Annotated in this window: 14 protein-coding genes; all 14 read left to right on the top strand. The window is 26.8% G+C overall.

All coding sequences use genetic code 11. The features are described from left to right. Nucleotides 1-12: 12 nt before the first annotated feature. Complete coding sequence (cysN, locus tag WA327_RS04030) at nt 13-1266, top strand: sulfate adenylyltransferase subunit CysN (RefSeq protein ID WP_336066774.1); 1254 nt, start codon at nt 13-15, stop codon at nt 1264-1266. 31 nt (nt 1267-1297) lie between these two features. Further along, nucleotides 1298-1849, top strand: a complete 552-nt coding sequence (locus tag WA327_RS04025; RefSeq protein ID WP_336066772.1) for a hypothetical protein — start codon at nt 1298-1300, stop codon at nt 1847-1849. A gap of 47 nt (nt 1850-1896) precedes the next feature. Continuing rightward, nucleotides 1897-2826 carry a lysylphosphatidylglycerol synthase transmembrane domain-containing protein gene (locus WA327_RS04020; protein ID WP_336066769.1) on the top strand — a complete coding sequence of 310 codons (930 nt, stop codon included), beginning with the start codon at nt 1897-1899 and terminating at the stop codon, nt 2824-2826. A 27-nt stretch (nt 2827-2853) separates the two neighbouring features. After that, on the top strand, nt 2854-3579 hold the full coding sequence (locus WA327_RS04015) for a glycosyltransferase (RefSeq protein ID WP_336066767.1): 726 nt from the start codon (nt 2854-2856) through the stop codon (nt 3577-3579). Between the two features lie 557 nt (nt 3580-4136). Continuing rightward, a complete protein-coding gene (locus WA327_RS04010; RefSeq protein ID WP_407942435.1) occupies nt 4137-5390 on the top strand; it encodes a DUF6056 family protein in 1254 nt (417 codons plus the stop codon). Between the two features lie 2 nt (nt 5391-5392). Further along, nucleotides 5393-6436, top strand: coding sequence for a hypothetical protein (locus WA327_RS04005; RefSeq protein WP_336066761.1), 1044 nt, complete (start codon nt 5393-5395; stop codon nt 6434-6436). A 3-nt stretch (nt 6437-6439) separates the two neighbouring features. Beyond that, nucleotides 6440-7735 carry a flippase gene (locus WA327_RS04000; protein WP_336066758.1) on the top strand — a complete coding sequence of 432 codons (1296 nt, stop codon included), beginning with the start codon at nt 6440-6442 and terminating at the stop codon, nt 7733-7735. A 5-nt stretch (nt 7736-7740) separates the two neighbouring features. Next, nucleotides 7741-8295 (top strand): acyltransferase, encoded by a 555-nt coding sequence (locus WA327_RS03995; protein ID WP_336066755.1) that lies wholly within the window; start codon nt 7741-7743, stop codon nt 8293-8295. Then, complete coding sequence (locus tag WA327_RS03990) at nt 8288-9172, top strand: sulfotransferase domain-containing protein (protein WP_336066753.1); 885 nt, start codon at nt 8288-8290, stop codon at nt 9170-9172. Before WA327_RS03995 ends, WA327_RS03990 begins: the two co-directional genes overlap by 8 nt. Continuing rightward, nucleotides 9163-10083 (top strand): sulfotransferase, encoded by a 921-nt coding sequence (locus WA327_RS03985; RefSeq protein WP_336066750.1) that lies wholly within the window; start codon nt 9163-9165, stop codon nt 10081-10083. Before WA327_RS03990 ends, WA327_RS03985 begins: the two co-directional genes overlap by 10 nt. Continuing rightward, nucleotides 10074-11066, top strand: coding sequence for a glycosyltransferase (locus tag WA327_RS03980; protein ID WP_336066748.1), 993 nt, complete (start codon nt 10074-10076; stop codon nt 11064-11066). Before WA327_RS03985 ends, WA327_RS03980 begins: the two co-directional genes overlap by 10 nt. After that, the gene (locus tag WA327_RS03975) at nt 11059-12105 is read left to right on the top strand and encodes a polysaccharide deacetylase family protein (RefSeq protein ID WP_336066745.1); all 1047 of its coding nucleotides are present in this window, start codon (nt 11059-11061) and stop codon (nt 12103-12105) included. The genes WA327_RS03980 and WA327_RS03975 overlap by 8 nt, the downstream gene beginning before the upstream one ends. Nucleotides 12106-12115: 10 nt before the next feature. Next, nucleotides 12116-12961, top strand: a complete 846-nt coding sequence (locus WA327_RS03970) for a sulfotransferase (protein WP_336066743.1) — start codon at nt 12116-12118, stop codon at nt 12959-12961. Between the two features lie 19 nt (nt 12962-12980). Further along, nucleotides 12981-14075, top strand: coding sequence for a glycosyltransferase (locus WA327_RS03965; protein WP_336066741.1), 1095 nt, complete (start codon nt 12981-12983; stop codon nt 14073-14075). Nucleotides 14076-14077 lie beyond the last annotated feature (2 nt).

Genomic DNA, 14077 nt, shown 5'->3' with positions numbered 1-14077 from the left:
AGAAAACGAAGCATGTTAGACAATAATCAATTATTAAGATTTACAACAGCAGGAAGCGTAGACGACGGAAAAAGTACATTAATAGGTCGTTTATTATATGATTCAAAATCTATTTTTGAAGATCAATTAGAAGCGATTGAAACTACAAGTAAGAAAAAAGGACATGATGGTGTAGACCTAGCGTTATTTACAGACGGTTTAAGAGACGAAAGAGAACAAGGTATAACAATAGATGTTGCTTATAGATATTTTACAACACCAAAGCGTAAATTCATCATAGCAGATACACCAGGACATATTCAGTACACACGTAATATGGTAACAGGTGCATCAACAGCAAACGTTGCAACAATATTAGTAGATGCAAGACATGGTGTTATTGAGCAAACTAAAAGACATGCTTTTATAGCGTCTTTACTACAAATTCCTCACATAATTGTGTGTATAAACAAGATGGATTTGGTAGATTTTTCTGAAGAAGTGTATAATAATATTGTATCTCAATTTGAAGAAATCTCATCAAAAATGCTTGTTAAAGACGTTAGATTTATTCCTATGAGCGCTCTTTTAGGAGATAACGTGGTTAATAAATCTGAAAACATGAAATGGTATCAAGGTGCACCAATGCTTCATACTTTAGAGACCATGCACATTAGTAGTGATATCAATAAAGTAGATGCTCGTTTTCCTGTACAAACAGTATTAAGACCTCAAAGCGAAGATTTTAGAGACTATCGAGGTTACGCAGGTCGTGTAGCAAGTGGTATTTTTAGACCAGGCGATGAGATTACAGTAATGCCTTCAGGTTTTACATCTAAAATAAAAACTATAGACACGTTAGATGGTGCTTTAGAAGAAGCATTTGCACCAATGTCTATATCAATGACCTTAGAAGACGATATAGATATTAGTCGTGGCGATATGATTGTACGATCTAATAATAAACCAGAAGCTTCACAAGATATAGAAGTTATGCTGTGTTGGTTAAACAATAGTCCAGCTAAGCCAAGATCTAAATACACTATAAAACACACTTCTAATGATCAAAAAGCAATGATAAAAGAAGTTGTTTATAAAATAGATATTAATACTTTAGAAAGAATAAATGATGATGTAGAATTAAAAATGAATGATATTTCTAAAGTTAAAATAAGAACAACAAAACCATTAATGATCGATTCTTACAGAGAAAACAGAACTACTGGAAGTATCATTTTAGTAGATGATGCAACTAACGAGACTGTAGCTGCAGGAATGATTGTTTAATAAACAATGTTTAATTATTAAAACCAAAAAAATGAAAAACTTATTAGTTGTAGCATTAGTAGTGATTACAGTCTTTGCCTGTAAGGATGACAAGAAACCAGAAAGTGTTAATGAAACAACGACTAAGGAGGTATCAAATACTGAAGAAAAAAAAGAAGATAATGTTGTAATGACATTAAATGTTGTTGTACCAAAAGACGATACATTTGTTGTTCAGTTTACAGAAGATATGGCCTTCCAGTTTGAAGCAAAGGATAAAATAAAAGTTGATGTTAAAGGATCTGATAAGCCACAAGATTTAGTTTTTAAATTACCAAATAAGGTAATACCAACAAAATTTATGCTTAAGGTTGGTAGAAATAACTATAAGGATGTTTCAATAAATAAGCTAACAATTAACAGTGATGATCGTGTTTTTGAAATAAGTAAAGAAAACTTTTATCAGTTTTTCAATCCTAATAAATACATAGATTATAACAGGGAAGAAAAAACATTTACCTCTAAAGAAATAGATGGTAGATATATTCCAACATTTATTTCTAGACCAGTACTAATACAAAGACTAGAGGAAATAGTATATTAACTTTGAAGCAGTTTTTTAAAAAACATCTAAAGCTAATATTACCATTAATGTTAGCTATATTTTTTGGTTGGTTAACCTTTTCTAAGTTACCAATTTCAAAAATTATTCCCTACTTTAAATCTGCAAATTATTTTTATATATGCTTAGGTATTTTATTTGGTATTTTAAGCCATTTATCTAGAGCTTACCGTTGGCAGTTTATGCTTAAGCCTCTGGGATATTCTGTAAGAATAGAAAATAGTATAATGGCTGTTTTTATAGGGTATTTAGCAAATTTTGGCGTGCCAAGATCTGGAGAAGTTTTAAGAGCGGCAGTAATTAAAAACTACGAAGATATTCCTTTTGAAAAAGGTTTTGGAACCATAGTAACAGAAAGAATATTTGATTTAGTTATAATACTTTTAATCTGTGTTTTTACACTATTTTTTCAATTTGATTTTATATATAGTCTGCTTTTAGAAAAATTTAATCCAACTAAAATAATTTTAGCGTTTAGCTTTTTGATTATAGTATTTATATTTTTCTTTTTTTATATAAAAAAATCAAAAAATAAGTTTGCTATTAAAATAAAAGACTTTGTTAATGGTCTTTTAGAAGGTATTACAAGTGTCTTTAAAATGAAAAATAAATGGGCTTTTATTTTTCATACGCTTTTTATTTGGTTTATGTATATTATGATGTTCTACGTAACTTCATTCTCAGTAAGCGAGCTTAATAATGCTTCATTTGCATCTATAATTGTTGCGTTTATAGCCGCTAGTTTTACGATAGCTGCAACTAATGGAGGTATATTTTTCTATCCCGCAGCAGTATTATCTGCGTTATCTTTATTTGGACTTGCCGAAGAGCCAAGTTATGCTTTTGGTTGGATTATATGGACATCTCAAACATTAATGATTATTTTTATAGGTATAATTTCATTTATATTATTACCAATATTTAACAAAAGACAGTATAAACAAATTAAAAACAATTAAATTGTTTTTAATTTAATAAAATAATAAATGAAAATAACCATTATTATTCCCTGTTATAACGAGGAGAAAAGACTAAACATACCAGTTTTTTTAGACTATTCAAAAAACAATCCAGATATTGACTTTTTATTTGTAAACGATGGAAGTACAGATCGTACAGCTCAAATACTTATAGATTTTTGTAAAACCGTCCCTAGTTTTACTTTTTTAGATTTAGAGCAAAACAAAGGTAAGGCAGGAGCTATTAGAGAAGGTGTCTTGTCTTTAAAAGAAAACAATCCTTACGATTTTATAGGTTATTTTGACGCAGATTTAGCAACACCTCTTTTTGAAATAAATAATTTTATAGAACAGATAGAAAAAAGAAAAGGAATGCTTTTTATAATGGGTACACGTTTTGCTAGAATGGGAGCAAGTATTAACAGAAAAGCATCTAGACATTACATAGGAAGAATTTTTGCAACTTTAGTGAGTATTATTTTAAAAATTCCAGTTTATGATACCCAATGCGGAGCAAAAATCATACACAAAAGTGTTGTATTTGATATTTTTAGAGAGCCTTTAATAACAAAATGGCTTTTTGATGTAGAGCTTTTAGCAAGACTAGAGAAACTTTTGGGGTATAAACAAGCAAAACAAGTTATATTAGAAGTACCACTACAACAATGGGATGAAATTGCAGGAAGTAAATTGAAACCAATAGATTTTTTAAAAGCACCTATAGAACTTTTAAGAATATGGAAAAACTATTAAGCTATTAATACTTATTTAATATGAACTTTAATAAACTACTTTCTATTTTATACCTATTAATTTTGGTGTTTTGCTTATCGCTAATTTCTTATATATCTTACTACTTATATGCTTCTACAATAGATGGTAATTTCAATAGCTTTTACAAGACAGCTATACAAAGTCTAAAGTTAAACTATAATGTTTTAAATGGGCGTTGGGCACAAGGTTTAACTAATGATTTTAGATTCCATACCAATAGATTTTTAATAACTACTTTAAATAATACTTTTTTTCTATCTTCTATTTTCTATTTTGTTAAGCAATTTTTTAAAAAAAATTCTATAATAATAACAGCAGTAATTTATTTTACATTTCTTATTAATGCGCACAACCTATATCAAATTACACATTTATTAAATACGTCCTTATCATACACTTTTGGTATATCTTTAATGTTTATATTTTTTGCTTTATACTTTAGAAATAAAAGAATAAAGGATAAATATACAAAGCCAGCAATAGTAGTAAGTTTTATTATATTATTTTTTATCACAGGTTTAGTTGAACATTTGTTTATGATAATGTTATTGATTTTAGGTTTTTTTGTGTTTGAAGATGTGCTTAGATCATTAAAATACAAAAAAAACAAAATTAATGTTTTAAACATTTTATATCTTTTTACAGCGTTATTAGGAAGTGTTTTGGTAGTTTTTTCTACAGGAAGTATTAAAAGAAGACAACAAACATCTAATAGATTAGAAACAACGGAATACTCAGGAACATTTGATATAAATAGATTTTTAGAATCGTTAGGAGATAAAATTCTGGATTTATTAAACTTTAACTCATTTTTGTTTTTAATATTTATGATAGTTTTACTGTCTGTACTTAAACAAAATAAAAACTTAATTTTTTCTAAAACAGATCAAAAACCAAAAGCAATACTTTTTTTAGCATTTGCTTTTGTTTTAACAATAACACCTATTACTGTTGGTTTTATAGCCTCTAATGGTAAAGTAGGTATGCCTAAAGCTTATAACCTAACAGCTATATTGTTTTTAGTTTTTTTATCAGCGTTGGCTTATATTATAAATGTCTATGTAACTTTTAAAGTTAGAAAAAAGATGTTTTATTTAATAATAAGTTTACCGTTTGTTTTTTATACTTTTTCATATTTTATGCCAGAAAATAACCTTTACAGACAACAGGATCAAGTGTTTTCTGGAAACTTAAGAGCATCATATGAAGAAGAATATGCAAGAAGACAATATTTAATAGAAACAAATATGCTTTATAAGGAAAAAGTCATACCTAAGCTTTCTATGAAGTATAACAATAAAGTTTACGCTGCACATAAGTACCCTAAAATGAATAGATATTATTCTAGAGCATTTAACAATGGTATACCAATTTATACAGATGATAATTTACCAAGTCCTTTAGAATACACGTCATTATTTCTTGTAAAAAACAATAAATTAAAACCTGTTTTCTCACAGAATGGTTACAATGTGTATTATAATCTAAAATTACATACACTAGTTATTAAACATAACAAAACACTGTTTAATCAACCTTTAACAAATTTTACAATTGAGATAAAAAGTAAAAAAGACACAACAGAATCTATTACTGTTAATTTGAATGATAGATATAAGAAAAAAACACTTTACTATAGCGAGAATCCTAAATTTGTAGCAACTGTTTTACCAAGAGATGTTAAACAAATATCAATTAAAGAATTTGAAGGTTTTAACATAGATATAGAAACCAATTCACTTCAAGAAAAGATAACTTATAGTTTTCCTTATGGTAATATAATGAGATAATAATGATACGTACATACATATATTTATTTATTATAATTGTTTTGTTATCATGTGATACAAAACAAACACTTACTTTTCCTAAAACAGATAATATTCAAGATATTGAAGTAAGTAATTCTAAAGTTAACCAGGAAATAGAAAATGATTTTAGAGTCATAGTCGTAGGTGAGTTTACAGAGGATATGCATATCAATTTATATTATAGTAAAAATAGTTTAGAGCCTTTTTCTAAAAATAAATTTATAATGTATCCCCCTAAAAAGAATCAGAAAGCAGCTTATTTTAGATTTAAAAATGGAGAGTTACCATATAATTTAAATTTTTTTCCATGGAGAAACAAAAATTATAGAGAAGGAAAAATTATACTTCAAAAAATAATTTTAAAGTATAAAGGAAAAACAAAAGAGATAGAGTCTGATAAATTGTTAGAGTATTTTTCCATTAATCAGTATTTGGATTATAAAGAAAATCAAATAATCCCATTAAAAACAGAAGAAAGAAAATTTAATCCTGAAATAGTAGGAAATAATAGGTTTGTTTTTGAATTGAGTGAATTTTTAGGAGTAGAACATTCTTCAAAAAAGGAACCAATTACAGCTAAATCAGTTTCATTAAAAAACAAATTAAAAGTTACTTTCAATATAAAACTCAAAAAAGATGATCAGTTGTCTTTGTATTACCTTAAAAAAAACAAAATATACAACGCAAAAAACTCACAATCCAAAGTCGTTAAAGGTCAAGAAATATTTCAGAATATTGAGTTTATAATAGATACTAAAACAGGCATGCCTACTAATTTAAGGTTGGATTATGCTTCTAAACTAGAACAAGAAATTACTATTAAAAAAATTGTTATACAAAACAGTGATACTTTAATTACCATTAACCAAAATCAAGTTAAGGACTACTTTAACTCACCAGACCAGTGGAATGTAGATATTAATACAGAAAGAGCAATTTTTGGAGTAAAAAAGAATAACAACAGAATAGACCCAAAGTTATTAGGTAACAACAAATTACGTAACAAATTAAAAACCTTAAAATAAGTTTTGAAACAAAAGCTTTTGTCCATATTAAAATCTACTACATTTAAAAGTAGTGCAATAGTTTTTTTACTACGTGTTTTAGGTATGGCACTAGCCTATGCGTCTATAATTATAATATCTAGACTTTTTGGAGCAGAGACATATGGTCGTTTTGCATTATTACTTACTACTGCCCAATTTTTACTATTAATTTTTTCGTTAGGGTTACCTTTTGCAATGGTAAAACTAACCTCAGATGTTAATTTTTTTAAAAACAACACACCTCAAAATACTTATTTACTTAATGCTTTAAAAGCAGTTGTTATATCTGGTTTGATAGGTGCTATAATAATATACTTTTCTTCAAAGCCACTTGCACTTTACTTATTTAAAGATGAAATGCTATTACCTTATCTTAAAGCATTGTCTTACTTTTTTGTTTTTTTAGTTTTACACAAGTTTTTAGTTGAGTTTATTAAAGGTAAAAAATATTTTTCAAGTTACGCACTATTACTTTATGTCATGCCTTATGTGCTCTTTTTTGTCGTTTTTGGTGTGATGTATTACAACAATTTAAATACGCAAGAAGAAAGTGTTTATATAGCTTATTTACTGCCTTTTTTATTGCTAACAATAATAACGGTGTTTTATGTTCCTTTAAAAAGAATAAAAAGTCGTAACGTACATAACTACAAATCACTTTTTTTACTTTCTTTTCCTATGCTATTTAGCGCAGCATTTATTTTTATTTCAAATTGGACAGATGTTTTTATGTTAGGTGCAATGGTAAGCAAAACAGATGTTGGAATTTATAATGCAGCTTATAAAGTAGCAAGCATAGGGCTAATAGTTATTACATCTATTAATACAATTTTAGCACCTAAAATCTCAACGCTTTATAGTCTAAATAAACTAGAACTTATTGAAGTAGAAGTACAAAAAGCAACAAAAATAATTACGCTTTTAACAATACCATTAGTATTAATTATTGTACTTTTTAGTAATCAAATATTATCAATTTTTGGACCCGAATTTATTCAAGGCAAAACAGTATTAATAATTGTAGCAATAGGATTACTTTTTAATGCTCTATCTGGAAGTGTTGGTCAAGTTTTAAACATGACTAAGCACCAAAATGAGTTAAAACGCTTTACAATAATAAGTGTAGTAGTTAATATTGTGTTGAACTATATATTAATTAAAAACTTTGGAATTGTTGGAGCTGCTATTGCTAGCTTAGTTTCAAATGTTTTATTAAACTTAATGTGCGTAATTTTTATAAAAAAAGAATTTAATTTTTACGCCTTTTTTAAATTGTAATATTTATGTTGAAGTTAATTACAAAATTAAATAGAAAGTGGTTTACTTTAGTCAACAAAATTATTTATGCTTCAATTCTTAAAGTTGAGGGTAAAACTACTATTGAAAAAAGAGTAAACTTAAGACCTTTTTTTGAAGCTAATACAGCTCTAAAAATAACTTTAAAAAATAATACACACTTAAAGCATGATATTTTAATACAAGGATCTGGAGATTTAATTTTAGGAGAAAACTCTTATATAGGATCTTATTCTGTTATAGGTGTAAATGAAAAAGTAGAAATTGGTAAAAATGTGATGATTGCTAATTGTGTTTCTATAAGAGATACTGACCATAATTTTATCGATTTAAATAACGATATGATTAATCAAGGTATAAAAACAGAACCTGTTTACATAAAAGATAATGTTTGGTTAGGACATGGTGTTGTAATAACTAAAGGAGTTACAATTAATTCTGGAGCAATAGTAGCCGCAAATGCAGTTGTAACTAAAGATGTACCAGAAAATGCAATTGTTGGTGGTATACCGGCTAAAGTAATTAAGTATAGAGATGAGTAAACCTATAGATTTTATATGTGTTGGTACACAAAAAGCAGGCACTACAACCTTACATGATGTATTAAAACATCATCCTAATATATATTTACCAGAACGAAAAGAAGCTCATTTTTTTGATATTGACCAGCGTTTTAATAAAGGATTAGATTGGTGGCTACAAACCTTTTTTAAAGGTGATAAAAACAACAAGAAAATAGGTGTATTTACACCAGAGTATTTGTTTTTTAAAAATATACCAGAAAGAATAAAAGAGGTTTTAGGTACGGATTTAAAAATTATTATTGTACTGCGTCAACCAGCTAGAAGAGCATATTCTCATTATCTAATGAGCAAAAGAAGAGGTTTTGAAAATTTAGATTTTAAGACGGCTTTAAAAGAAGAGTATTCTAGACTAAAAGAAGATACATATTATAACAAAAATCATTTTAGTTATATAAGTAGAGGATTGTATTATGATCAAATAAAAAGATACATTGATGTGTTTGGAAGAGAAAATGTTAAAGTATTTATTTTTGAAAACAACATAATTAACAATATTGATGATACCTTAAAACAGTTGCAAGATTTTGTAGCTGTTCCTTACCAAAAATTAGATGCTTCAAAAAAAAGTAATGAAGCTTCAGAGCCAAAATCTAAACTAATTAGAAACCTAATTTTTAATAAGAATAACCCAATTAAAAAATTATTTGGTTTGCTACCAATTTCAGAAAACTTTAAGTTTAAAGTTGCGTCAAAAATTAATAACATAAATCAAAAACCAGCTAAGGACAAAAAATTATTACCAGAAGAAGTACAAAGTATTACCAATACTTACTTTAAAGAAGATATAGAAAAAACAGAACAGTTGTTAAACATAGATTTATCTATATGGAAATAAAAAAGCCTAACATAAATCTTTTTATTGTCGGAGCTGCAAAGTCTGGCACAACATCATTATATAATTATTTAGCTCAGCATCCAGATATTTATTTTCCAAATGTAAAAGAGCCTAATTACTATTCAGATGCAGAGGCGCATAATCCTTCGGCTTACATAAAACCTAAAAAAGGTAAGTTTTATCATAATAAAATTATTAAAGATGCTAATGTTTACTATTCTTTGTATGATGAGGTAGGTAATCAAAAAATAGTAGCAGATGCATCACCTTCATATTTATGGGATAAATTAGCTGCAAATCGTATTTGTAAAGACTTTCCGGAAGCAAAAGTGATTATGATTTTACGTAATCCTATACAACGTGCTTTTTCTCATTTTTTAATGGATTTAAAAGACGGAAATCAATCGGAAACAAATTTTAAACAAGCTATTTTAAACGATGTTAAAATTGAACCTAAAATATGGGGTAAAGCACATTTATATATAGATATAGGCCAGTATTACAATCAAGTCAAAACCTATTTTGATACTTTTGGTAAAAGTCAAGTAAAAGTAATTATTTATGAAGATTTTATAAAAGATACAGCAAATCACCTTAAAGAGATTTGCCAATTTTTAAATATCGACGCTAATTACATAGATAATATTGATTATAACAAAGTACACAATCCATATGTTGTGCCAAAGAGTAAGCTGTCTAAACTGTTGTTAAAATATAAAAATAAAGTAGGATTATTAAAAGTACTATTGCCAAATCCTATTAAGGTCTACTTAAATGAAAAAGTGTTTTTTAAACAAGAAAAAAAACCAACCTTACAATTAGAAGATAAAGAGTACTTACAAGGTATATTTTTAGAAGATATTAATAAGCTAGAACAGTTATTAAATAAAGATTTACAACAATGGAAATAGGTAACAATAATAACATAGATAATGTTAGTATAGTTATTGTTAATTATAATTGTTGGAATTATACAATAGACTGTATATCTAGCTTATTAAAGTCTACTTATAATAACTTTAATCTTTTTATAGTAGACAACTCATCTACAGATAATAGTGTCTTAAAGCTAAAAGAATGGAGTCAAAACCAACAATTATCCCATAAAGTTATATCTGCAAAAGAACAAGATGTACATAAACATTTAAAAACAAATCTACCTTTAATAACTATCGTAGAAAGTAAATTAAACAATGGTTTTGGGGCAGGAAACAATATTGTGTTAAAACCGCTAACACACAGTTTAAACAATTCTTATGTATGGTTGTTAAACCCAGATACAGAAGTAGAAAAAAATGTATTAAAAGACCTTGTTAGTTTAGCTAAGGGAAAGAAAAAAACAATAGTAGGTAACATTATTCATTACTATAATAAAAGGGAAGAAGTAATGTACTGTGGCGGATTTAAGGTAAAGCGATTTATCCACGGAGTTATAGATATAAAAAAAGAAGAAGATATTGATAAGTTAGATGCAATAGCAGGTGCATCACTTTTTACAAATATCAATACATTTAAAAATTTAGGTGTTTTACCAGAGGATTATTTTATGTATTGGGAAGAAACAGATTTTTGTAAACATGCAAAAAACAATAATTATAATTTTATAGTTAATACAAGATCTAAAGTTTTTGATCATGTTGGAGCCACATCAAAGAGTAATTTTTTAAGAGAGTATTTATATTTATTAAACGGATTAAAGTTTTATAAAAAATACTACTTAATGTATCTTCCAATAATATTAATCTCAACATTGGCAAAATATATAAAAGCTCTATTTGTTGAAGATAAAATTAAACAAAGTGCAATATATTTTGCTCATATTGATTTTTTCAAAATAGTATTTGGAAAAAAAGTAAACGTATTAAAGAGAATACAATCACAAAAAAATGAATAAAGACTTTGTTATTAACGTTTTAAAGTATCTGCCCATAAATATTTTTTTTAAAAAACTTTATGCAGGAGAAGGCTCTATTTTATTTATGCATAAAGTAGTAGTAAAACATGATAATAAAGACAGAATAAACTTGATGAAAGCTAATGAGATAGAGGTTTTTTACTTAGAGAAAATGCTGGTTTATCTTAAAAAGAAATATGACCTAATATCCTTAGATCAAATAAATGAGAGGTTAAAAAACAAATCAAAATTTAAAAAAAAGTTTATTGTAATAACTTTTGATGATGGTTATAAAGACAACCTAACATTAGCTTATCCAATATTTAAAAAGCATAATATACCTTTTACAATTTATATTACTAATTGTTATCCAAATCATACAGGTAAATTATGGTGGTATATGCTAGAAGACATCTTATTAGAGAATGATTATGTTAAATTTTTCTATCAAGAAAAGTTATTAGGGTTTGATACAAAAAATAAAAAACAAAAAAACATAAGTTTTATAAAGATTAGAGAACTAATGATTAATGCTACAGAAAAAGAACAAGATCTAATTTTTAATTATCTAGAAAAACATTATAATAAAACCCTAAAAGATTATGTAAAAAAAGAATCTTTGACTTGGGAAGAAATAAAAAAACTTTCAAAAGATTCATTAGTAACAATTGGTTGTCATACACAAAATCATTTGGCTCTAAATACGCTATCAGAAGCAGAACAGATAGAAGAAATTTTAACTTCAAAAACAGAAATTGAAGCTAAGATAGATAAGGTGTCAAATCATTTTGCTTATCCTTTTGGTACATCAAATGAGATTAATGAAAAAGAGGTAAATAATCTTAAGCAAACTAAAGTTTTTAAAACAGCTACAACTACAAGAATGGGAAATATATTTAACAAACATATTAACCATTTACACACGTTACCAAGAATTCAAGTTTTAGGAACACAACAAGACCTATCTATTTTAGATTTGTATCTTTGCGGAGCTATTCCGGCAATTAAAAATAGGTTTAAAAGAATAGTTACTTTATAAATTTGCTTTGATGACATTATCCCCTAATTTTTTTATTGTTGGTACGCCAAAATCAGGTACAACATCTTTGTTTCACTATCTGCAAGAGCATCCAGAGGTTTTTATACCGTCACTTAAAGAGCCTCATTTTTTTTCTTCACCTGAAGTAAAAAACACCTACTACAAAACAAAAATAGTAGATAATAAAGAAGAATATTTAAAACTATATGAATCAGATAAAGAATATAAAGTTGTTGGAGATTTAAGTTCGTCTTACTTATTTAACAAGCATACTGCCTCTAGAATAAGTGATTTTAATCCAAAATCCAAAATAATCATTGTCTTAAGAAACCCTGTAGAAAGAGCGGTTTCTCATTACTTAATGGATGTTAGTTTAGGGTACATAAATGTGTCTTTAAAAGAGGTTTTAACTAATAAAGAAAAATATAAAAAGTTTTATCAAGAGTACGTTGAGATTGGTTTTTATGATAAACAAATTGAAGAGTACAAAAGCAATTTTCCAGATTCTCAGCTATTAATAATTCTTAGTGAATCTCTTCAAAAAGATACAGATAATACCTTACAGAACATATTTAGATATTTAAATATTTCAACAGAATTCTCATTGTCTTCAAAAGTAGAGCATAATAAATACAGAGAAGCAAGATTTCCTTTCTTAAAAAAAATTCTAAACTCTGATATTATAAAGAGTCTTTTTCCAAATAGTATTAAAGAAAAACTTAAGCCAATTATTTACAATCAAAAAGCAGAAAAGCCTAAATTAGAAGCAGAAAAGGAAATGCTTAAAAAGATTTATAAAAACAGCATAATCAATACCGAAAATATGATTTCTAAAGATTTATCATCTTGGAAATAAACTTTACTATATTTTTTCAATGAAAAGGATTTTAATGATTGGTCGGGCAACATTGTTTTCACATCCTGGCGGCGATACAATGCAGATTACAAAAACATCAGAGTTTTTAAATAAAACCAATGTTGTTAATGTAGATATCAAAACCGTAGGAGAGAAAATAGAGTATAATAAGTACGATTTAATACATCTTTTTAATATTTGTAGACCAGCAGATTTATTAGGAACAATAAAAGAAAGCAAAAAACCTTATGTTGTATCAACTATTTTTGTAGACTTTTCAGAAGCCGAAAAAAATCACCCAAAATTTTACAGAAGATTATTAATAAAGCTTTTAAAAAACAACAATTTAGAATATCTTAAAGCTATTGCAAGAATTTTAAAAGGGCATGATAAACTAACCAATATAAGCTACCTTTATAATGGTCAAAAAAAATCAATACAAAAAATAATAAAAGGGGCAAAGGTTCTTTTACCAAACTCTGAGAGTGAATATAATAGGCTTTTAAAAGCTTATAACACCAAACAAAGGTATATGGTAATACCTAACGCTATAGATATTAGTGTTTTTTCTAAAAACCGAACAAACAATAATAAATTTGATAAATTTGAAGGAGCTGTAGTGTGTGTTGGACAAATTACACCAGTAAAAAATCAATTAAACATTATAAAAGCATTAAACAATACTAAATACGATGTTTTTATAATTGGCTCTGCAGCATCAAATTCAAAATCTTATTATGATAATTGTAAGCAAGTTGCTTGTAAAAACATTCATTTTATTTCGCATCAATCTCAAGAAGATTTGGTAGAGATTTTTAGAAGAGCAAAAGTACATGTACTAGCAAGTTGGTTTGAAACAACTGGTTTAGCTTCTTTAGAAGCAGCATATTCTGGATGCAATATTGTAATTTCAAAAAAAGGAGATCAGCAAGAGTATTTTAAAAAAGATGCTTATTATTGCGAACCAGAAAGTCTAGAGACAATAAAGAAAGCGGTAGACAATGCTTATTCAAATTCGTTTAATAACAATTTAAAAAGTAGAATAGAAAAAGATTATAATTGGAATAAAACGGCAGAAAAGACTTTAGAAGCTTATAAACTAGCATTAGATTAAAG

It is taken from the genome of Mesoflavibacter sp. CH_XMU1404-2, from assembly GCF_037029465.1.
Lineage (GTDB): Bacteria > Bacteroidota > Bacteroidia > Flavobacteriales > Flavobacteriaceae > Mesoflavibacter.
This window is presented reverse-complemented; position numbering and strand designations above follow the sequence as displayed.

What these genes read in the sequence shown, in the direction of transcription:
- cysN (WP_336066774.1), top strand. Translation starts at nt 13, where the DNA reads ATGTTAGACAATAATCAATTATTAAGATTTACAACAGCAGGAAGCGTA.
- WA327_RS04025 (WP_336066772.1), top strand. Translation starts at nt 1,298, where the DNA reads ATGAAAAACTTATTAGTTGTAGCATTAGTAGTGATTACAGTCTTTGCC.
- WA327_RS04020 (WP_336066769.1), top strand. Translation starts at nt 1,897, where the DNA reads ATGTTAGCTATATTTTTTGGTTGGTTAACCTTTTCTAAGTTACCAATT.
- WA327_RS04015 (WP_336066767.1), top strand. Translation starts at nt 2,854, where the DNA reads ATGAAAATAACCATTATTATTCCCTGTTATAACGAGGAGAAAAGACTA.
- WA327_RS04010 (WP_407942435.1), top strand. Translation starts at nt 4,137, where the DNA reads ATGATAATGTTATTGATTTTAGGTTTTTTTGTGTTTGAAGATGTGCTT.
- WA327_RS04005 (WP_336066761.1), top strand. Translation starts at nt 5,393, where the DNA reads ATGATACGTACATACATATATTTATTTATTATAATTGTTTTGTTATCA.
- WA327_RS03995 (WP_336066755.1), top strand. Translation starts at nt 7,741, where the DNA reads ATGTTGAAGTTAATTACAAAATTAAATAGAAAGTGGTTTACTTTAGTC.
- WA327_RS03990 (WP_336066753.1), top strand. Translation starts at nt 8,288, where the DNA reads ATGAGTAAACCTATAGATTTTATATGTGTTGGTACACAAAAAGCAGGC.
- WA327_RS03985 (WP_336066750.1), top strand. Translation starts at nt 9,163, where the DNA reads ATGGAAATAAAAAAGCCTAACATAAATCTTTTTATTGTCGGAGCTGCA.
- WA327_RS03980 (WP_336066748.1), top strand. Translation starts at nt 10,074, where the DNA reads ATGGAAATAGGTAACAATAATAACATAGATAATGTTAGTATAGTTATT.
- WA327_RS03975 (WP_336066745.1), top strand. Translation starts at nt 11,059, where the DNA reads ATGAATAAAGACTTTGTTATTAACGTTTTAAAGTATCTGCCCATAAAT.
- WA327_RS03970 (WP_336066743.1), top strand. Translation starts at nt 12,116, where the DNA reads ATGACATTATCCCCTAATTTTTTTATTGTTGGTACGCCAAAATCAGGT.
- WA327_RS03965 (WP_336066741.1), top strand. Translation starts at nt 12,981, where the DNA reads ATGAAAAGGATTTTAATGATTGGTCGGGCAACATTGTTTTCACATCCT.